Below are 21,394 nucleotides of genomic sequence, written 5' to 3'. Positions count from 1 at the left end.
AAAATCCTATGCAATCACTATGCGATCGGTGGCTCGCTCGTCTCGAATTCCTACGGTGCACTGGCCTAGTGGGAGGGCTGCATTCGACTCATCCCGCCTGTTGCGGCGTGAGCTTGCAGGAGCATCATCATGCAGGACCTCCTTTGGGCAGGCCTTCTCCTCGTCTTGCTGGTCGCGAGCCTCGGCTATGCGGCCCTGTGCAACCGTGCGTGAGGGGCCGCCAGCCATGACCATCGATCTCTGGCTTGCCGGCTTCACCGCGCTTGGCCTTCTCGTCTATCTCGTTGCCGTGCTCGCGCGGCCCGAACGCTTCTGAGGGGCGCACCGATGACCGTTCAGGGATGGCTGCTTATCGCAGTCTTCGTCGGCATCCTGCTGGCGCTCGCCAAGCCCGTAGGGCTTTGGCTTTTCGCTCTCTACGAAGGCCGCCGCACTCCGCTTCATGCCATACTTGGTCCGGTGGAGCGGAGCTTCTACCGGCTTTCCGGCATCAACCCGGAAGAGGACCAGACCTGGCGGCGCTACGCCGTCCATATGCTGGTCTTCAACGCGCTGCTGATTCTCATGACCTACGGGCTGCTGCGTGCGCAGGCGCTTCTGCCGCTCAATCCGCAAGGCCATGCTGCTCTCGGCGAGCATCTCGCCTTCAACACCGCGATCAGCTTCGGGTCCAACACCAATTGGCAGAGCTATGGCGGGGAATCGACGATGTCGAACCTGTCGCAGATGCTGGCGCTGACCATTCACAACTTCCTTTCGGCCGCGACAGGCATCGCCCTGGCCTTTGCGCTGTTTCGGGGGTTTGCCCGGCGAAGTGCAGCAGGGATCGGCAACTTCTGGGCCGACGTCACGCGGATCACGCTGTACCTGCTGCTGCCCCTGTGTATTGTCCTGACCGTGTTCTACATTGCCAGCGGCGTACCGCAGACCCTGGCAGGCACCGTTGACGTGAGCACGCTGGAAGGAGCCCGCCAGACGCTCGCCATCGGACCCGTGGCTTCGCAGGAAGCGATCAAACTTCTGGGCACGAACGGCGGCGGCTTCTTCAACGCCAACTCCGCGCATCCGTTCGAGAACCCGACCGCGCTGACCAACCTGGTGCAGATGCTATCGATCTTCGCGATCGGCGTCGGGTTGACCTACACGTTCGGCAAGGCCGTCGGGAACGCGCGGCAGGGCTGGGCGATCCTTGCCGCTATGATGGCCCTGTTCCTTGCCGGCACGACCGTCGCGTACTGGCAGGAGGCCGCGGGCAATCCCGTCCTCCACCAGCTGAATGCGGCAGGCGGTAACATGGAAGGCAAGGAAGTGCGGTTCGGCATTGCCGCGAGCGCGCTCTTTTCAGTCGTCACGACCGCCGCATCGTGCGGCGCGGTGAACGCCATGCACGACAGCTTCACGGCACTTGGCGGCATGATCCCGTTGTTCAACATGCAATTGGGCGAAGTGGTTATCGGCGGCGTGGGCGCAGGCATCTACGGCTTCCTGCTGTTCGCGATACTCGCGGTCTTCGTGGCTGGTCTCATGGTCGGCCGTACACCGGAATACGTGGGCAAGAAGATCGAGAGCCGTGAAGTCAAGCTGGCGGTGCTGGCGATCGCGGTCCTGCCGCTGACCATCCTGGGCATGAGCGCCGTCGCATCGGTGCTTCCTGCAGGATTGGCCGGGCCGCTCAACAAGGGACCGCACGGCTTCTCCGAAATTCTCTACGCCTTCACCAGCGCCGTGGCCAACAATGGCTCCGCGTTCGCCGGGCTCAGTGCGAACACGCCGTTCTACAACGGCCTGCTCGGCGTCGGGATGTGGATCGGACGGTTCTTCATCATTATTCCGATGTTGGCCGTGGCCGGAAGCCTTGCCGCCAAGAAGTACACCCCCGCGACCGCAGGCAGCTTCCCCACCACCGGACCCCTGTGGACTGGCCTGCTGATCGGCATCGTGCTGATCGTCGGCGGCCTGACCTTCCTCCCCAGCCTCGCTCTAGGTCCCATTGCCGATCATATCGCAATGATCCGTGGCCAGCTTTTCTAAGGATCACCCCATGGCTCGGTCCGATACCAAATCCCTCTTTACCGCCGACCTGATCGTTCCTGCGATCCGCGACGCATTCCGCAAGCTTGACCCGCGGGAGCTGATCCGCAACCCGGTGATGTTCACAACGGCAGTCGTCGCAATCCTGCTGACGGTGCTGCTCGTCGTCGGCAACGACGGTCTCGACGCGGGCTTCAAGGTCCAGCTCGTGCTGTGGCTCTGGTTGACCGTCCTCTTCGGCACGTTCGCCGAGGCCCTTGCCGAAGGGCGCGGGAAGGCACAGGCCGCCTCGCTGCGGGCCACCAAGGCCGAACTTACCGCTAGGCGCCTGAAGGGTGACGGCACGCGCTATGACAGCGTACCGGCGAGCCAGCTAAAGAAGGGCGATGTCGTTCTTGTCCAGACCGGCGACCTGATCCCGGCCGACGGCGAAGTGGTGGCGGGCGTCGCGTCGGTCAACGAGGCCGCGATCACGGGCGAGAGCGCGCCTGTGATCCGCGAAGCGGGGGGCGATCGTTCCGCCGTTACCGCCGGCACCCGCGTCATCTCGGACGAAATACGGGTGCGTGTCTCGGTGAACCCGGGGCAGGGCTTCCTCGATCGCATGATCGCTCTGGTTGAAGGGGCGGAGCGGCAGAAGACCCCGAACGAGATCGCCCTGACGTTGCTGCTCGTTGGGCTGACGATCATCTTCCTGATCGCGGTCGCCACCATCCCCGGCTTTGCCGCCTACGCGGGCGGATCGGTGCCTGTCTCCATTCTGGCCGCCCTGCTCATAACCCTGATCCCGACGACGATTGCGGCGCTGCTGTCGGCCATCGGCATCGCCGGCATGGACCGCCTGGTGCGCTTCAACGTCCTGGCAAAGTCCGGCCGCGCGGTCGAGGCGGCCGGCGACATCGACGTTCTGCTGCTGGACAAGACGGGCACCATCACGGTGGGTGATCGTCAGGCGACGGAGTTCCGGCCCGTCAGCGGCACCGGTGTGGCCGAGCTGGCGGAGGCGGCGCTGCTGGCCAGCCTTGCGGACGAGACGCCGGAGGGTCGCTCGATCGTGGTTCTCGCGCGTGAGAAGGTCGGTTCCGTGATGGCGAGCCTCCCGGAGGGGACGCAGGTGATCCCCTTCACGGCTCAGACCCGCATATCCGGTGTCGATACCGGTGGCAGGGTGATCCAGAAGGGGGCTGTGCAGGCGATCCTCAGGGCAAATCCCGGCGCGGGCGAAACGGCCGCGGCAACCGAGTTGCGCCGCATCACCGACGATATCGCCCGGGTGGGCGGCACACCGCTGGCGGTTGCCGTCGACGGCCGGCTGCTGGGGGCGATCTTCCTCAAGGATATCGTAAAGGCGGGTATTCGCGAGCGTTTCGGCGAACTGCGGGCGATGGGTATCCGCACCGTGATGATTACGGGCGACAACCCGCTCACCGCCGCCTCGATCGCGGCGGAGTCCGGCGTCGATGACTTCCTCGCCGAAGCGACACCCGAGGACAAGCTGCGGCTGATCCGTGAGGAACAGCAGGGCGGACGGCTTGTGGCGATGTGCGGCGACGGCACGAACGATGCGCCTGCACTGGCACAGGCGGATGTCGGCGTCGCCATGAACACCGGCACCCAGGCCGCGCGCGAGGCCGGAAACATGGTCGATCTCGACAGCGACCCGACCAAGCTGATCAAAGTCGTCGGCCTCGGCAAGCAACTGCTCATGACGCGCGGGGCGCTGACGACCTTCTCGGTCGCGAATGACGTGGCCAAGTACTTCGCCATCATCCCGGCCATGTTCGTGGCGCTCTACCCGGGGCTTGGCGTACTCAACGTCATGGGACTCGCGAGCCCGGAAAGCGCGATCCTCTCCGCGATCATCTTCAACGCACTGATTATCCCCTGCTTGGTGCCGCTGGCGCTCAGAGGCGTAGCGTACAGGCCGATGGGCGCAGGGCCGCTTCTGGCGCGCAACCTCGCGATCTACGGCCTCGGCGGCCTCGTCGCTCCGTTCATCGGCATCAAGCTCATCGATCTGGCCGTCGGCGGCCTGGGTCTCGCCTGAGGAGGCGGCAAAAAATGAACAACGACATAGTTTCGTCCCTGCGTCCGGCACTGGTCATGACGCTTCTCTTCGGCCTGCTGCTCGGCCTGCTTTACCCAATGGCGATGACCGGGCTCGGGCAGGCGCTCTTCCCGGCTCAGGCGAACGGCAGCCTGATAGTCGAGAACGGCAAGGTCATCGGGTCCAGCGTTGTCGGTCAGGCATTCACGTCGGAGCGCTATTTCAATACGCGGCCGTCGGCGGCGGGCAGCGGCTACGATGGCCTTGCTTCCTCCGGTTCCAACCTCGGCCCGACATCGCAGGTTCTGAGCGATCGCGTGAAAGAGCAGGCAGGAGCCATGGCGGCCGCCCAGCCCGGTCGGCCCGTTCCCGCCGATCTCGTCACCACATCCGGCTCCGGGCTCGACCCGCACATAACGCCCGAGGCCGCGTTCTACCAGGTCGAACGCATCGCTCGTCTCCGTGGGTTGGAGGTGGAGGCCGTCCGGCGCCTTGTCGGGCGAACCATCGAACAGCCGCTGCTCGGCTTTCTTGGAGAACCCCGTGTAAATGTCCTTGATCTCAATCGACGTCTCGATGCTTTGAGCGCAAGGTCGGCTCCATAACCCTGAACGCTACCGAGCGAGCCAAGAACGCATGACCGAACGTGGTCGCCCTGTTCCCGATGCCCTCCTGCGCGCGGCTGCGCAGGAGGGTCGAGGGCGCCTGAAGATCTTCCTCGGTGCCGCGCCGGGCGTGGGCAAGACCTGGGAGATGCTCTCCGAGGGACGCCAGCGTCGCGACGCGGGCGTCGACCTCGTCGTGGGCGTGGTGGAGACACACGGCCGGCGCGAGACCGAAGCGCTGGTCCAAGGGCACGAGGTCGTGCCGCGCCGGCAGGTGGAGCACATGGGCCACAGCCTGGGCGAGATGGACATGGATGCCATCCTTGCCCGCGCGCCCCAACTCGCACTGGTGGACGAACTGGCGCACACCAACGCGCCGGGCAGCCGCCACCCCAAGCGCTACCAGGACGTGGAGGAGCTGCTCGACGCCGGCATCGACGTCTACTCGACGCTGAACATCCAGCACGTGGAAAGCCTGAACGATGTCGTCGCCTCGTTTACGCGAGTCCGGGTGCGCGAGACCGTGCCGGACTCGATCCTCGAACGTGCCGAGATCGAGGTGGTGGACATACCGCCAGACGAACTGATCGAGCGGTTGAAGGATGGCAAGGTCTACGTCCCGCACGAGGCGACGCGAGCGCTGAGCCACTTCTTCTCCAAGTCAAATCTGACTGCCCTGCGGGAACTGGCGCTGCGCCATGCCGCGCAGGCCGTCGATGCGCAGATGGTGGAGCACGTCCGCGCTAACGCGCTCGCCGGCAATTTCGCGGTGGGCGAACGCGTCGTCGTGTGCGTGAGCGAGCAGCCGCACGCGGCGGGGCTGGTCCGCTCCGGGAAGCGGCTGGCCGACGCGCTGAGGGCGCCATGGTCCGTCGTTCATATCGAGACGCAGAGGAATCAGCAGTTCACCGACATTGACCGGCGCCAGCTGGCGGACACCCTGGCCCTGGCGTCCCGTCTCGGCGCGTCGACGGCCAGCATACCGGCGATGGGAGTGGTGGACGGCGTCCGCGAATATTGCCGCGAAGCCCGCGCCACGCAAATCGTCGTCGGGAAATCTCCCCGCTCGTGGTGGTTCGAGCTTCGCCACGGCTCGGTTGTCGACCATCTTGTCCGGACCATCGGCGAGGTGGCGGTCCATGTCATGCCGGCGAGCGACGAGCCGGCCAGAGGCCGCCGACGGTCGCGTGCTCCGGGCGTATGGGGCCGGCCCTCTCACTATCTCTGGACTCTGGCGGTGGTGGCGGGGCTGACGGCGCTGGGCCGCGGGCTGGTGCGGGCCATAGACCTCGGCAACATCGCGCTGCTTTACCTCATCCCGGTGATGTTCGCCGCCGCGACATTTGGCCTGCGGGCCGGGCTGTTCGCAGGGCTCGCATCGAGCCTCGCCTATAACTTCTTCTTCCTGCCCCCCACAGGCACGCTGACGGTCAACAACCCGGAGAACGTCATCTCCATCCTCGTGCTGCTGGGGGTGGCGATCGTAACCAGTCAGTTCGCGGCGCGGGTGCGGGCGCAGGCGGACCTTGCGGGATCGAGCTCGCGGCAGAACGCGGCGCTTGCCAGCTTTTCACGGCAACTCACGGCGTCCGTTACACAGGCGGAACTCATGCAGGCGATTTGCGCCGATATCGCGCGCCTCCTGGATGTTCGCACGGCCCTGCTGCTCCCGTCGGCGCAGGGCCCGGACCTGCAGGCTGCCTACCCACCGGAAGACAGGCTGGACCAGATCGAACTGGCTGCCGCACAATGGGCCATCGACAACGAGCAGCCTGCGGGGCGGGGATCGAGTACCCTCACCGCCTCCGACTGGCTCTTTCATCCCCTGCGCACCAGCCGGGGGGTGCTCGGCGTCCTAGGCATCGCACGCGACGACGCGGGCGAACCGCTGCGGTCGGACCAGGTGCCGCTGCTCATGAGTCTCCTTGACCAAGCCTCGATCGCTTTCGACAGAATGACGCTGGAGGAGGAAAGCCTGAAAGCCCGGCAGGTCGGCGAACGCGACAAACTTCGTTCGGCACTGCTCTCCTCCGTGAGCCACGATCTGCGGACACCTTTGACGACGATCTTGTCGGCGGCGCAGGAGTTAAGGAAGCACTCCTCGAACGACCTTGTCCTGGCGATCGACACTGAGGCGCAGCGCCTCAACCGCTTCGTCGCCAATCTGCTCGACATGGCCCGGGTTGAAGCCGGCGCCCTGCCGATGAAGGTCGAGGCGACCGATCTTTTCGACGCCGTCGCGGGCGCCGTGCACGATACGCGGGCATCGCTTCAGGAGCGTGCCGTGCAGGTCGATATCGTGCCGGATATCCCGCTCGTCCGCGTCGATCCGGTGCTGCTGCATCATTGCCTCATCAATCTGCTCGATAATGCCGGCCGTTATGGGGACCCGGGCACACCCATCGTGATCCGCTGCCGCCGCCTGCCGGATGCCCTTGAACTTTCCGTCATCGACCGAGGTCCCGGTCTGCCGGCCGGAGAGGAGCAGCGCGTCTTCGAAACTTTCACACGGCTTGCAGGTTCGGACCGCGTGCGCCATGGGACGGGCCTGGGGCTTGCCATCGTCAAGGGTTTCGCCGAAGCCATGGGCCTGACCGTGGAAGCTGCGAACGACGTCGATCCGGACGGCGGAACCACGGGAGCCCGCTTCACCATCCGCATTCCCGATCGGCTCATCATCGCGCATCTCGACAGCGAGGACGTTCCATGAATATCCGCCACAAGGTTCTCGTCATCGACGATGAGCTTCATATTCGCCGACTGATAAACGCGGCGCTCGCACGTGCCGACTACTCGACACTGGAGGCCGAGAACGCGGGCGAGGCCTTGAACAAAGTCCGGCAGGAACGGCCGGACGTGGTGCTGCTCGACCTCGGCCTTCCAGACCGTGACGGACTAGAACTCGTGCCGCTCGTCAAGCAGATGCTGCCTGACACAACGCTGATCATCGTCTCGGCCCGCGAGGCAACCGCCGAAAAGGTGGCGGCGCTCGATCTGGGGGCAGACGATTATCTCACCAAGCCCTTCGACACGGACGAGTTGCTGGCGCGGGTGCGGGTGGCCCTGCGCAACCGTATGACCCGCGGCGGCGGGGCTCCGGCCCTGAAGATCGGGGATCTGGAAATCAATCTGCTGGACCGGACAATCACAAAGGCGGGCGCCAACCTTCATTTGACGCGCAAGGAATTCGCGGTCCTCTCACAGCTTGCAAGGTTCCCGGGAAAGGTCATCACGCACGAACAGATGCTGGCCCATGTCTGGCCCAACGAGGTCGAGCGCCACATCGAGTATCTGCGGGTGCTGGTGCGCACTCTGCGCCAGAAGCTTGAGGTTGATCCTCAGCGCCCGCAAATCATCAGCAACGAGGTGGGAATAGGCTATCGCCTGCGCGTGCCGGCCGATGCACTGGATGCCGGTTAGCAGGCTGAAACGCTGCAGGGCATGACCCGGGAGAGGCAATCACCTTAGCGCGTGCCATGTCGATTCGAGTAGTGCTAGGCTGGCCCCATAAGCATGAGGGAGTCTTCCATGATCGAACGTCGCCGTCTTCTAACGTCTGCCACGGCAGGCGCCGCGCTCCTTGCAGGAGGCCGGGTCTTCGCGCAGATGGCAGCGCAGGGCGAAACCGCCGAGGGCGCGACAAACCCGGCCCTGAAAGCCTTCATGGACGGCTATTTCAACGCCGAAGTCGATGCTTCGCCCGAGACGGCAACCGGTCTTGGTCTTGATGAGGGGCCCCGCGCCGCACTGAAGGCCCGGCTGACAATTCCCACACGCGACTACCAGGCGAAGGAGCAGGCACGCTTGCGTGCCGCCCGCACCGAACTTGCGAAGCTGGATCGGTCCGCGATGACGGCGCAGGACGCGATCTACTACGACACGATCGAGGCCAACTTCGACAGTGTCATCAGGACCTATTCCATTCCCTACGGACAGGGTGGATGGCCGCAGGTCTACCGTGTCAGCCAGGCGAATGGTGCGTATCTCAACACGGCTGACTTCCTGGATACGCAGCATACCATAAAAAACTCGGCGGATGCGGAGGCTTACGTATCGCGCGTGAATCAGTTCGCGGCCGTGCTGGATGCCGAGACCGATCGAGTGCGGGAAGACTTCGCGCTGGGCGTCATTCCGCCTGACTTCATCCTCGACAAGACCATCGCGCTCCAGGCGGGGATGCTCGCCACACCCGCCAGAGAATCCACGCTGGTGCAGTCGATCGTGCGGCGAACGGGAGAGAGCGCAATCCCGGGTGCGTGGGGAGCGCGCGTCGAGAAGATCGTCGCCGAGCGGGTCTATCCCGCGCTGCAACGGCAGCATGATGTGTTGAAGGCCACGCTGCCGAAGGCTGGCCATGATGCATCCGTGTCCCGCCTGCCCCAGGGACAGCAATATTACGCCAACAGCCTCAACTTCATCACCACGACCCGGCTCACGGCGGAAGAGATCCACCGTGTCGGCCTTGAGCAGGTGGCGGAACTGACGTCGCTGTCGGATGGCTTGCTGAAGGCGCAGGGCATGACGCAGGGCACCGTCGGCGAACGCATCGCCGCCCTGCGGGCCGATCCCGCGAACATCTACGCCAACACCGATGAGGCGAAAGCCCAGCTTGTGGCTGACCTCAACACGCAGATGGCGGCGATGGAGGCGCTGCTGCCGCGCGCCTTCAGCCGCCTGCCCCGCGCGGGCGTCGAAATCAAGCGGGTGCCGCCGGAAATCCAGGAAGGGGCGTCGCTGGGATACTACAACCCGCCCAGCCTGGATGGCACCCGTCCGGGGATCTACTGGATCAACCTGACGGACACGGCCACCTGGCCCCGATTTTCGCTGCCCACCCTTACCTATCATGAGGCCATGCCGGGCCACCACCTGCAGATCGCTTTGCAGCAGGAGAGCGCTGCCGCGCCCAAGCTGATGAACCTGCTGTTCTTCTCCAGCTACGCGGAAGGGTGGGGACTTTATGCCGAGCAACTGGCCGACGAACTTGGCGCTTACGCGAACGACCCGCTGGGTCGCGTGGGGTTCTACCAGAGCCTGCTGTTCCGCGCGGTCAGGCTCGTCGTCGATACCGGTATCCACGCCAAGGGCTGGAGCCGGGAAAAGGCGATCCGCTACCTGATCGACAACACCGGTCAGGCGGAGGGCGGCGCCACCTCCGAAATTGACCGGTATTGCGTCTGGCCCGGGCAGGCCTGCGCCTACAAGGTAGGCCATAACGAGTGGGTTCGCCTGCGCGAGAAGGCCAGGGCAGCCCTGGGCGACCGTTTCGACATCCGCAGCTTCCACGAGAGGACGCTTGGTGGCGGAGGCATGCCTCTCACGGTACTGGAACGCGTCGTGGACAGGTGGATCACAGAGCAGCCATCGCCCGCGCGGTGAGCGTCTGCGGTACAAACGGGGCGTCCTGCCGACGCTCCGTGACGGCCGCATCGATTGTCGCAGGCGGGCTCTCAGGGGGCTGTTTGGCAGCTTCGGCGTGCCCCCTGCAGCCCCTGCCTGCGTCGGTTTGTCGCACGGCACGCTCCTATCAGCGGCACGAGCAGGGGCGACGTTTGCAACGTTCATCTACCCGTAATGTTGTCCTGAACACCCCTAAAGTCCGAAGTGCAGGCGCCCGTGCGGGGGCCTAGTACAACAGGGTGGAGGGGTTCTGCCGACCGGTGTCCGCATAATTGCGGACCGACGCGAAGCGGTGATTGCCAGCCTGACGGTTGAGTTTCCAAGGAGTACCGCAATGAGTGTCATTTCCAAAAGCCCCAAAGTTCTCCTGCTGGCTGCCATGCTGGCGGTGCCCGCGACGGGCACTTTCGCAGCCGATCAGCAGGAGCAGCAGGAGGGTGAACTCACGACGACGGTGACGGATACGTCGCCACCGTCGGCCGCCGAGATGACGAAGGGGCCTAAAATCGAAGGCATCATCTCCGCACGCAGCGGCGACCGCATGCAGGTCACGGCGGAGAACGGCAGCAAGTCCGTCATCACGATCACCGATGCCACGAAGATCACCGCGAGCGGTGGCTTCCTGAGCCTCAATCGCAGCCGGCTCGCCGCAGCATCGCTGCTCAACGGCCTCCCGGTCGAGGTCAAGACCATGCAGGCGGGCAATGTACTGGTGGCCAGCGAGATCGACATCAAGAACAAGGATCTCAAGACGGCGGCGATGATTCATAACGGCACCGACCAGCGCTTTGCGGAGCAGACCGCCGCGACGGACGCGCTGCGCAGCCGCATGGGCGACATCGACAAGTACAACGTCAAGAGCACCACCGACGTGAACTTCGACACCGGCAAGTCCGTGCTGTCCGAACAGGCCAAGGCTGATCTGTGCGCCGCGGCGAAGACCGCCGAAGGCATGGACAACGCCCTGCTTCTGGTCGTTGGCTACACGGACTCGACCGGCAGCGAGGAGTTCAACCAGGAGCTGAGTGAGAAGCGCGCCGCCCGCGTCGTGAACTATCTCCAGCAGGCCTGCCGCTGGAAGCCCTACCGCATGCTAACGCCCACTGGCATGGCCGAGGCGGACCCGGCTGCAAGCAACGACACCGAAGAAGGCAAGGCACGCAACCGCCGCGTGACCGTCAACGTCCTCGTCAGCAAGGGCCTGGACGGCCTCTGAGCCTTGTGATCGGGGACGTTGCTCCAGCGTCCCCGATCCTCGGGAAAAGGCGCAACGCTGCAGGCTGCATTTAACAGGATAAGCAGTGGGAACCGGACCTGCTCCGAAGGCTATTTGAAGCCGCATGGTCGCGATGCCGTTCGTCGCGGCCGATTGGTTTCAAGCAGCTCTCGAGGAGGATTTCCGCCCATGGCCAGTCTGCAGCCGCCGCTCCCGGAACAGCAGCAGCAACCGCCTGGCACCACCGCCGCGATGGACCCGCGACCTGACCATGGCGAGGACAGCTATGAGGGCCATGGACGTCTTGCGGGCAAGAAGGTCGTGATCACAGGGGGCGACAGCGGCATCGGCCGCGCCGTCGCCATCGCTTTCGCGCGCGAAGGTGCCGACGTCCTGATCTCCTACCTGAACGAGGATGAGGACGCGCAAGAGACCGTGCATCTGGTGGAGCAGGCCGGTCGCAAGGCCGTGTCGGTCCCGGGCGACATCGGCGATCCGGCACACTGCCGTTGGATTATCGAGCAGGCGGTGGAGGCGTTCGGCGGGATCGACGTGCTGGTGAACAACGCCGCGCACCAGATGACGTTCGAGGACATTGCCGACATCTCGGATGAGGAATGGGACAAGACCTTCCGCACTAACATCCACGCCATGTTCTACCTGGCGAAGGCAGCGGTGAAGCACATGAAGCCGGGGGCGGCGATCATCAACACGACCTCGGTTAATGCCGACATGCCGAAGCAAACGCTTCTGCCCTACGCCACGACCAAGGGCGCCATCCAGAACTTTACAGCGGGGCTTGCGCAGATGCTGATGCCCAAGGGCATCCGCGTGAACTGCGTCGCGCCCGGCCCCGTCTGGACTCCGCTGATACCAGCCACGATGCCGCCGGAAGAGGTCGCGCAGTTCGGCGCTAGCTACCCCATCGGCCGCCCCGCGCAGCCGAAGGAACTCGCTCCCGCCTACGTCATGCTCGCGAGCGACGAGGCCAGCTACGTGTCCGGCGCCACCATAGCGGTGACGGGCGGCAAGCCGTTCCTCTGAGCCGCGAGCACGGGACCGCCTCGACCCGATGCTCGGGGTGAGCCATCCGCAAGGGAAATCCCCGGTGACGGCCGGAGCGGTGGAGTTTGCTCTCGTTCTGAGCGGGGGTAACGCGCTCGGAGCATACCAGGCAGGTGCTTATGAGGCGCTGCATGAGCGTGGCTTTCTGCCAGACCGGGTGGCGGGTGCCTCCGTCGGCGCGATAAACGGGGCGATCATTTGCGGGAACGCGCCCCTCGATCGCCTGAAGAAGCTGCGGGCCTTGTGGACACCGGCAGCGAAAGGTTCGCCAGCGATGGAAGCGGGCGGGATTCTGGAAGACATCCGGCGATCCTTCGCAGCCATGATGACCCTCGCTGCGGGCCGTCCGGGCGTTTTCGTGCCTCGCTACTTCTCCTGGCTGACGCCCGGCCTCAGCCTGTCCGAACAGGTCAGCCTTCACGATACGCTTCCGTTACGCGCGGAACTCGAACGTCTGCTGGATTTCGACTTGTTGAATGCGCCCTCGGCACCCGCCTTCCTAGCAACGGCGATTGACATCGAGACGGGCGAGGACGTTGCCTTCGACAGCCGCAGGCAGCCTGTACACGCCGACCATCTTCGTGCGAGCGCCGCCCTGCTGCCCGCCTTCGCCCCTGTGGAAATAGACGGGCGGCTCTTCGGCGACCCGGGCATGTCGGCCAACCTGCCGCTCGATTGCGCACTGCACGAACCGGGCGACGGCCCGTTGCTGTGCTTCGCTCTCGACCTTCTCCCGCTGCACGGCCGTCGGCCGGGCCGCCTCTCGGAATCGGTGCTGCGCATGCAGGACCTTTTGTTCGCTACGCAGAGCCGTCGCACCATCGCTGCCTGGCAGACCATCTTTGACGAACGCGCAAAGCAAGGCGAAGGACGGCCGATCACCCTTGTCCACCTCGCTTACCGCGACCAGGACCCGGAAGTGAGCGGCAAAGCCTTTGACTTCTCCGGTCGGTCCGCCGCGCATCGGTGGCAGGCGGGCTTCACCGACACGATGCAGGCGCTTGATGACCTTGCCGCCGGCACCGTGGAACTGAGGAGACGTGCCGGGATGTCAGTCTATGCACGTCCGGCACCATGCGCGGGCTTGCAGCTCACCGGCCACTCTCTGGTTCCTTCTGGTGCCTGAGCCGGTGCCATTCCAATCTTGGTCGATCGCGATGTGCCGGCGAAAAGCGGCGTATAGCCGTTTGTGAAGCTGAAGAGGTCTATTGCTACCGCGATCACAGTGGCTAAATCTCTCCTTATTTCCAACTTTAGTTATATAACTAAATAAAGTCCTCTCGTGTATCAGGTGCGTACACTCGGTTGTTTTGCTTAAATTAAGCCCGATAGCGGAATGATCATCGCGCAGCGGAGGCATGCGGCATTATCCCTTAGTCCAACAGGTTCGGCAAAAGGTGCATTAGGCGGGTTCATCGTTTCTCTCGATGAAGTCACCTCTTGATCTACCCTGCCGGGCTACGGCCTGAACAATGATGTAGGGATTGGCATGGCAGTCGAGATTTTCGACAAGGCAACTCGTGCGACACGCACGGTTTCCGAAGATTCCGTCGTGATAGATGGCGCGAGCGTCATCAAGGTATACGCCAACCGAGCGGATCTGTCGGCTCTCGAACGGCAAGGTAACGATCTTCTTATCCGCCTGCGATCGGGTGAGGAGATCCGCGTCGTCAACTTCTACGGTGACAGCACCGCCGGCAATGTCAGCGAAGTGGTGCTTCAGGACACGGACGGCGAGCTTTGGGCCGTCCGGCAGGGCGACACTCTCGAGTTCATCAGCATCGAGGAACTGGAAGAGCTGGTCGAACCCGCTGCTTCCATCGCTGCAGCAGGTGAGGGTGTCGGCATTCTTCCGGCCCTTGGCCTTCTGGGAACCGCCGGCCTGATCGCCGCCGCCGCCGGCACGGGCGGGGATGACGATACCGATGCGGATGCGGATGCGGATGCTGATGCTGATGCTGATGCGGATGCTGATGCTGATGCGGATGCTGATGCGGATGCTGACGCTGATGCGGATGCTGACGCTGACGCTGACGCGGATGCAGATGCAGATGCTGATGCTGATGCTGATGCTGATGCTGATGCTGATGCTGATGCAGATGCAGATGCTGATGCAGATGCGGATGCAGATGCTGATGCGGATGCTGATGCTGATGCTGATGCGGATGCAGATGCTGACGCTGACGCTGACGCTGATGCTGATGCTGATGCGGATGCTGACGCGGATGCGGATGCTGACGCGGATGCTGATGCTGACGCGGATGCGGATGCCGATGCCGATATCGACCCTCCCGCTACTCCAACGGCCACATTTGCGGACACCGGCGTAGCTGGCGACAGTATCACCAACGACAGCAGAATTACTGTCGGCAATCTTGAAACTGGTGCTCGCTGGGAGTTCAGCTCTGACTCAGGGGCAAGCTGGACCACCGGCAGCGGCAGCAGCTTCCTGCTTGCTGAAGGAAGCTACGAAGCCGGCGTGGTGCAGGTTCGTCAGATCGACGCGGCAGGTAACGTCAGCGACACGTTCGAACTACCCAGCCTCACCATCGACATCAGCGTCCTGCCGCCTTCGGGGGCACTCGCCAGCGACACAGGCGTATCGACTACCGACGGCATCACGAACGACGCGACCGTCGCGGTCGGCGGCCTCGAGCCGGGCGCCAGCTGGCAGTACAGCACCAACGGCGGAACGACATGGCAGGCAGGCACCGGTACCAGCTTCGAGCTGGCCCCGGGCACTTACCCCGCCGGCGCGGTGCAGGTGCGCCAGACGGACATCGCCGGCAATATCAGCCGCACGGGTACCCTGCCGGCGGTGACCATCGACACGGGCGTTCCGGTCCCCACGCCTGCTCTTGCAAGCGACACCGGCGTGGCGGGCGACGGCGTGACGAACGATGCGACGGTGACGGTCGGCGGTCTTGAGCCGGGCGCCAGCTGGCAGTACAGCACCGATGGCGGAGGGACGTGGCAGGCAGGCGCCGGCACCAGCTTCGAACTTGCTCCCGGCACTTATGCTGCCGGCACCGTGCTGGTGCGCCAGACGGATCTTGCGGGCAATGCCAGCGGCACGGGTGCGCTGCCGGCGGTGACCGTCGATACGGGCGTTTCGGTGCCCACGCTTGCTCTTGCAAGCGACACCGGGGTGTCGGGCACGGACCGGGTGACGGGCGATGCGACGGTGACGGTCGGCGGCCTCGAGCCGGGCGCTACCTGGCAGTACAGCACGGACGGCGGAGCGACCTGGCAGGCAGGCACCGGCACCAGCTTCGAACTGGCTGCGGGCACGTATGGCACCGGGGCGGTGCAAGTGCTCCAGATCGATGATGCCGGGAACATCAGCGGCCCGGTCGCGCTTGCAGGGGTGACGATCGATACGGCTGCGCCAGCGGCCCCTGCGGCCACCATTCCCGATACCGGCGTGGCGGGCGATGGCGTTACCAACGTCGGGACGGTGAGCGTGAGCGGTCTGGAGCCGAGCGCGACCTGGCAGTACCGGATCAACGGCGGCGCCTGGACGACGGGCACGGGCACCAGCTTCGTGCTGGCGGACGGGACCTATGGGGCTGACGCGGTGCAGGTGCGTCAGATCGACGTCGCGGGCAATGCGAGCGGCGCGTTCTCGCTGCCGCCGGTGACGGTGGACACGAGCACGGGCCCCCTGACGGCCGAGCTGGTGAGCGACACGGGGCTTCCCGATGACGGGGTGACCAGTGACGGCACGGTGGCGATCGGCAATCTGGAGCCGGGGGCGAGCTGGCAGTACAGCACGGACGGCGGAGCGACCTGGCAGGCAGGCACCGGCACCAGCTTCGAACTTGCCCAAGGCACCTATGCGGATGTGCAGGTGCGGCAGGTCAATGCGGTAGGCGTGATCAGCGATCCCACATACCTGGGTCCGGTGACGGTGGATGCGACAGGTCCGGCGGTTCCTGTCGCCACGTTCGTCGACAGCGGCACGCAGGGCGATGGCATCACGAACAACGGCACGGTGAGCGTCGGCGGCCTGGAGCCGGGTGTGACCTGGCAGTACAGCACCGATGGCGGTGCGACCTGGCAGACGGGCACGGGCACCAGCTTCGAGCTGGGGTCGGGCACGTACCCGGCCGGGACCGTGCAGGTGCGGCAGGTGGACCTTGCCGGTAACGCGGGAGGTTCGTTCACCCTTCCGGCGCTGACGGTGGACACCGCCGCGCCTGCGGCGCTCACGGCGACGATCGCGGACACAGGCGTTCCGGGCGATGCGATCACCAGCGACAGCACGGTGACGGTCAGCGGTCTGGAGCCGGGCGCCACGTGGCAGTACAGCACGGACAGCGGCGCAACATGGCAGACGGGTACCGGCGCCAGCTTCGAACTGGCCCCGGGCAGCTATGGCGCGGGCGAAGTGCGGGTGCGGCAGGTGGATGCGGCCGGAACGCCGGGCGCGGTGTTCCCGTTGCCGGCGGTGACGGTGGACACGACCATCGCTGCGCCCACTGCGGCTCTTGCGACGGACACCGGAGCCTCTGCCGGCGACGGGCTCACTGCGGATGCGACCGTCCTCGTCGGCGGCCTGGAGCCGGGCGCGACCTGGCAGTACAGCACCAATGGCGGAGCGAGCTGGCAGGCAGGCACCGGCACCAGCTTCGAACTGGCGCCGGGCACGTATGGCGCCGGCGTGGTGCAGGTGCGCCAGACGGACATCGCCGGCAACCAGAGCGCAGGGGCGCTGCTGGGCGCGGTGACGGTGGACACCGCCGTGGCAAGCCCGACGGTGGTGCTTGCCGCCGACACCGGGCTGTCCGCCAGCGACAGGGTGACCAATGACGCGACAGTGACGGTCGGCGGTATCGAGCCGGGCGCCAGCTGGCAGTACAGCACCGACGGCGGAGCGACATGGCAGACAGGCACCGGCACCAGCTTCGAACTGGCCCCGGGCACGTATGGCACCGGCGTGGTGCAAGTGCGCCAGACGGACCTTGCAGGCAACGTCAGCGCCCCCGCCGCACTGGCGCCTGTGACCATCGACCTCACCGCAGCACCGCCCAGCCTCGCCCTCGCAACGGACACCGGCACCTCGCCAGACGACGGCGTGACCAGCGACGCGACCGTCGCGGTCGGCGGTCTGGAGCCGGGCGCCACCTGGCAGTACAGCACCAACGGCGGAGCGACATGGCAGGCAGGCACCGGTACCAGCTTCGAGCTGGCCCCGGGCACCTACCCCGCCGGCGCGGTGCAGGTGCGCCAGACGGACATCGCCGGCAATATCAGCCGCACGGGTACCCTGCCGGCGGTGACCATCGACCTGCCGCTGGCGGTGGATGACAATGCGGCCCTTGATTTGGGTGCCGTGACGAGCGTGACCTACCCGACCGTCGCGGATACCGATGTGGAAGTCCTCGGGCTGCTGGAATCGGACGTGGGCGTGGACAACGCCCTTGCCATCACTGTGGCGGATGACAGGACAGCATCGGTCCGGATCGAAATCAGCCAGACCGCTCTGGTGGCCGTGGCGGACGCGTTCCGGGTGGACCTGATCGATGCGGCCGGGAATGTCGTGTATTCGGCGGTCACACCCAACTCCCCACTCGGTGACGTCGCCGGTCTGGAAGTGCTTGGCCTGACAGGGGACAACACGCTCGTCGCGATTGTAGAAGGGCTTCCGCCCGGCGATTACCGCGTGGTCGTCCGCAACGATGAGGGCGCGCTCGAGCAGTTGCTGGACCCGGACGGGAATGGGGTGTCTCTGGAAGAATTGGGCGCGGCCGGTGTCGTGCTTGGACCAGAGAACGAGGAGCTCGTTCTCGACGCGGTGGCAGGTGCCCTGGGCCCGCTGGGCGGCGTGGCGCGCGGATTGCTGGAGCCAGTTCTCGACTCGACCACCGGCGCCGGTGTGGGTGGACTGGTGGGTGTGCTCACCACCCTGCTAAACAATCCGCTGATCAATTTGCCGGGCCTGCTCGACACCGTGCTTGGCGCGGTCGCGGATACCTTGTTGAGCAACACGCTTACGCTGCTGCAGGGAACCAGCGTCGCCGCGACCGTCACGGAGTACGAGTTCGCAAACGAGGCGGTCAGCGGCAACGTCCTGACCGGCAACGCGCAGGGCGGGGCGGACGATCTTGCAGGGGGTGCCGTGATCGTCAGCATCTCGGACGGTGATGGCACCACCATCGCTGTGCCGACGAGCGGAGTGGCGACGATCGTCGGCGATTTCGGTGTTCTGCAGATCGCTGCCGATGGCACCTACACCTACTCCACTATTGGCAATCCCGGCGCGGTGGGTGAGACCGATCGGTTCACATATACGCTTTCGGACGGTGTCTCATCCAGCTCCGCAACCTTGGCAGTCGCGCTTGACGGTGCCCCCGTGCAGGTAGGAAACGATCTCGGCACAGCCACCGTGCAGTGGGCCAATGTGCAGGATCCGAACTTCTTCAATGCATCGGGCACGACGGTCTCGCTCCTCGGCACAGGAGGGTACACCAGCGGTTCCTTCGTGATCGGATCCAATACGGCGGTGAGCGGCACGGTCAGCCTTGACGTCACCGCCTCCGCGCTTGGAAACGGCACGCTCTTCGTGGAAAGGCAAAGCGGCACTGGATGGACACCGGTCGCGCAGCAGAGCTTTTCAACCCTGCTGACCGTTCTGGGCAACGACGCGACCATCGATCTTGGAACTCTGGGTCTCGGTGCCGGCACGTACCGGGTCCGGGCGAGCCTGAATTCGGCGCTGGCAGTTGCCACGGTCACCAGTGATGTCGATGTGACGTACCTGAACCGCTTCGTTGCCGTGGGATCCACCCCCGCCACCGGGAACATCCTTGCCAATGACGAACCCGGGTCACTGCTGACCGAAGTGCAGGTTTATAATCCGGATCGCAGCGGGTTTGCCGATGTCGAGGACGGGCCACCTCTCCAGATCGACGGAATTTATGGAACTCTGAGCCTCTCTGCAAACGGCAGCTATACCTATACGCTGGATCCGGACCTGACCTATTCGAACGTGGCCCGGATCGAGACGTTCACCTATCGCCTCGTCCACCCCACCGAGGAGGTGGCGCAAGGAACGCTGCAGATCACGGTGCAGCCCTCGGGAGCCGGGGGCGCAGCGGCGGCCCCGACGTCAATGGCGGCGTTCAGCCTTGGCGCGGAGACCGTGCCACTCGACGATCTTCAGGCGTTCAGCGCTTCCGGAGAACCTGAGGGTGCCGCTCCCGCCCGGTACTTCGAATACGAGATCTTCGAAGGGCAGGGTTCCGTCGAAGAGGTGCTCGAGGGCTATCTCGCCCGTGCCGAGCCGGATGTCGCTGCTGCCGTTGATCCCGCCACAACGGCCGCAGCGGCGGCCGACGTCCGGACGGCGTCCGTGGATGATCCGCTTGGCTATCTGCAAATGTCCCCATCCACTAATCTGGATGAGCAATGGAGCAATCATAGCTTGATCTAGTCATCACATAGTATGAGAACCGGGTGGAGGTGAGGTGAACTCACCCGGTTCAAGAGGGAAGTGAAAATATCACTCCGTGAGGGTGCCAGGGGGATCATGAAAAGACGAAGCTCTACAAGTGGCAGAGCAATTCCTTTAGTTCGTTCATTAGTGATCATTGCCTTTGGCTGTGCCTGCAGTTCGGTGGGCGCGCAAACGGACGATAGCCGTTTGCTGACGCTTGAAGATGCAGTGAGGCAGGTTGTCGAATGGCATCCCGCCGTGACGGAAGCGGTCGGCCGGCTCAATGCACGGGAGCAGCAGATCGCAGTGGCTGAAGCCGGATACCTTCCGCAGATCGAAGGAGGGATCGGGACCGGCTACAACAACATCGGGGGAGCCCGCTGGCGACCCCGAGCCAACCTTTCCGCATCGCAGATGATCTTTGATTTTGGCAAGGTGTCCAGCACCGTTGCCCTGGCCGAGGCCGGGACGAAAGTCGGCAGGGCGCAACTTCTCTATGCAGTGGATAGCCTGGTTCGCGACACCAGCTACGCTATCATCGAGATACAGCGCAGCCGGGCGCTTCAATCCGTGGTCTTCGAACAGCTGGAGCGGATCCGCAGCATCAGCGGCCTGGTCGACCAGCGCTTCCAGAAAGGTGCGGCGACGCGGTCGGACGCCTTGCAGGCGCAGGCCCGCATCCAGGCGGGCGAAGCAATCCTGCAGCAGATCGAAGCGGAGCAGCGCCGCTGGGTCAGCAATCTCGTTCACCTGCTCGGAGTTGAAGTGGCGCCCGCCGTCTCCACCGAGGTGCCGCCCTGGCTCGAACGCTCATGCGAGCGAGGCGAGCCGGATTGGGCGCGCGTGCCTGCCCTCATGCAGGTGCAGGCGCAGCGGGACGAAGCGGAGGCGGAACTTGATCGGAATCGAGCGAACGCCCTGCCGACGGTTTCGCTGGGTGCGGGGACATCCACCGACATTAATGACCCGTTCTCCCGCCGCGCGGAGTACAACTTCGGCATAAATGTCTCCAGTTCGCTCTACAGTGGCGGGGCCAACAGTGCGCGGATCCGGGGCGCGAACTATGCGCTTGAAGCTGCGGATGCCGCCGAAGCGAACATCCGGAACGAAGTGAGCCGCCTGCTGTCGGAAGCGCAGCGGCAGATCGGAAGCTTCAACGATCTGGTGGTCACGCTGACCGGCCGCGAACGCAGCATGAGCCAGACGGGCGAACTGTACCGCCTCCAGTACTTCGAAATGGGTACGCGCACCCTGGTCGACCTGCTCAACGCCGAGCAGGAACTGCAGCAGGTCCGGCTGGATCTGGTGAACACGCGGCATGACCTGCGACGGCTCAACGTGGACTGCCTGTTCAATGCCGGGGAGGAGCGGGAAGCGTTCAGGTTGACGGGGCTGGTCGTCGAGGGGGTAAGGCTGTGAGCGATCAGGCAGAACAGGACACACGCCCATTCAGGGGCGAGGCATGGACAGAAGCGTTCCTTTACGTTGCCCGCCATTACAGATGGGGTGATTGGGGCTCCACGACGAGTCGGTGGAGTGGCTGCTCCTCGCAAATGGTAGAACGTGGTCCGTGTGATCGGCCACAACCATGA

Annotated in this window: 13 protein-coding genes and 1 pseudogene; all 14 read left to right on the top strand. The window is 64.8% G+C overall.

What is annotated here, in order from left to right:
* The first annotated feature begins 226 nt into the window (after window positions 1–226).
* The 14 genes and pseudogenes from QOL62_RS14665 (at window position 227) to QOL62_RS14605 (ending at window position 21,221) form a co-directional block, all read left to right on the top strand.
* On the top strand, window positions 227–316 hold the full coding sequence (locus QOL62_RS14665; RefSeq protein WP_008829858.1) for a potassium-transporting ATPase subunit F: 90 nt from the start codon (window positions 227–229) through the stop codon (window positions 314–316).
* A gap of 11 nt (window positions 317–327) precedes the next feature.
* Window positions 328–2,031 (top strand): potassium-transporting ATPase subunit KdpA, encoded by a 1,704-nt coding sequence (gene kdpA / locus QOL62_RS14660; RefSeq protein WP_283406805.1) that lies wholly within the window; start codon window positions 328–330, stop codon window positions 2,029–2,031.
* 10 nt (window positions 2,032–2,041) lie between these two features.
* Window positions 2,042–4,078: a potassium-transporting ATPase subunit KdpB gene (kdpB, locus tag QOL62_RS14655; RefSeq protein WP_283406804.1), complete on the top strand. Its 2,037-nt coding sequence runs from the start codon at window positions 2,042–2,044 to the stop codon at window positions 4,076–4,078.
* A gap of 14 nt (window positions 4,079–4,092) precedes the next feature.
* Window positions 4,093–4,683, top strand: a complete 591-nt coding sequence (gene kdpC / locus QOL62_RS14650) for a potassium-transporting ATPase subunit KdpC (RefSeq protein WP_283406803.1) — start codon at window positions 4,093–4,095, stop codon at window positions 4,681–4,683.
* 31 nt (window positions 4,684–4,714) lie between these two features.
* Complete coding sequence (locus tag QOL62_RS14645) at window positions 4,715–7,393, top strand: sensor histidine kinase (RefSeq protein WP_283406802.1); 2,679 nt, start codon at window positions 4,715–4,717, stop codon at window positions 7,391–7,393.
* Complete coding sequence (locus QOL62_RS14640; RefSeq protein ID WP_103729345.1) at window positions 7,390–8,103, top strand: response regulator; 714 nt, start codon at window positions 7,390–7,392, stop codon at window positions 8,101–8,103. The genes QOL62_RS14645 and QOL62_RS14640 overlap by 4 nt, the downstream gene beginning before the upstream one ends.
* 108 nt (window positions 8,104–8,211) lie before the next feature.
* On the top strand, window positions 8,212–10,062 hold the full coding sequence (locus tag QOL62_RS14635; RefSeq protein WP_283406801.1) for a DUF885 domain-containing protein: 1,851 nt from the start codon (window positions 8,212–8,214) through the stop codon (window positions 10,060–10,062).
* Between the two features lie 355 nt (window positions 10,063–10,417).
* Entirely contained in the window at window positions 10,418–11,299 is an 882-nt protein-coding gene (locus QOL62_RS14630; RefSeq protein ID WP_103729343.1) for an OmpA family protein, read from the top strand.
* 189 nt (window positions 11,300–11,488) lie between these two features.
* A complete protein-coding gene (locus QOL62_RS14625) occupies window positions 11,489–12,343 on the top strand; it encodes a glucose 1-dehydrogenase (protein ID WP_283406800.1) in 855 nt (284 codons plus the stop codon).
* 64 nt (window positions 12,344–12,407) lie between these two features.
* Window positions 12,408–13,490: a patatin-like phospholipase family protein gene (locus QOL62_RS14620; protein ID WP_283406799.1), complete on the top strand. Its 1,083-nt coding sequence runs from the start codon at window positions 12,408–12,410 to the stop codon at window positions 13,488–13,490.
* 363 nt (window positions 13,491–13,853) lie between these two features.
* Window positions 13,854–14,162 (top strand): annotated as a pseudogene (locus tag QOL62_RS19910) (BapA/Bap/LapF family prefix-like domain-containing protein); the annotation flags it as partial.
* A 115-nt stretch (window positions 14,163–14,277) separates the two neighbouring features.
* A complete protein-coding gene (locus QOL62_RS14615) occupies window positions 14,278–14,694 on the top strand; it encodes a hypothetical protein (RefSeq protein ID WP_283406798.1) in 417 nt (138 codons plus the stop codon).
* Window positions 14,695–14,843: 149 nt separating this feature from the next.
* Complete coding sequence (locus tag QOL62_RS14610) at window positions 14,844–19,799, top strand: beta strand repeat-containing protein (RefSeq protein WP_283406797.1); 4,956 nt, start codon at window positions 14,844–14,846, stop codon at window positions 19,797–19,799.
* Window positions 19,800–20,030: 231 nt separating this feature from the next.
* Window positions 20,031–21,221 (top strand): TolC family protein, encoded by a 1,191-nt coding sequence (locus QOL62_RS14605; RefSeq protein WP_283406796.1) that lies wholly within the window; start codon window positions 20,031–20,033, stop codon window positions 21,219–21,221.
* The last annotated feature ends 173 nt before the right edge of the window (window positions 21,222–21,394 follow it).

The organism is Novosphingobium panipatense, assembly GCF_900182875.1.
Classification (GTDB): Bacteria; Pseudomonadota; Alphaproteobacteria; order Sphingomonadales; family Sphingomonadaceae; genus Novosphingobium; species Novosphingobium panipatense.
This window is presented reverse-complemented; position numbering and strand designations above follow the sequence as displayed.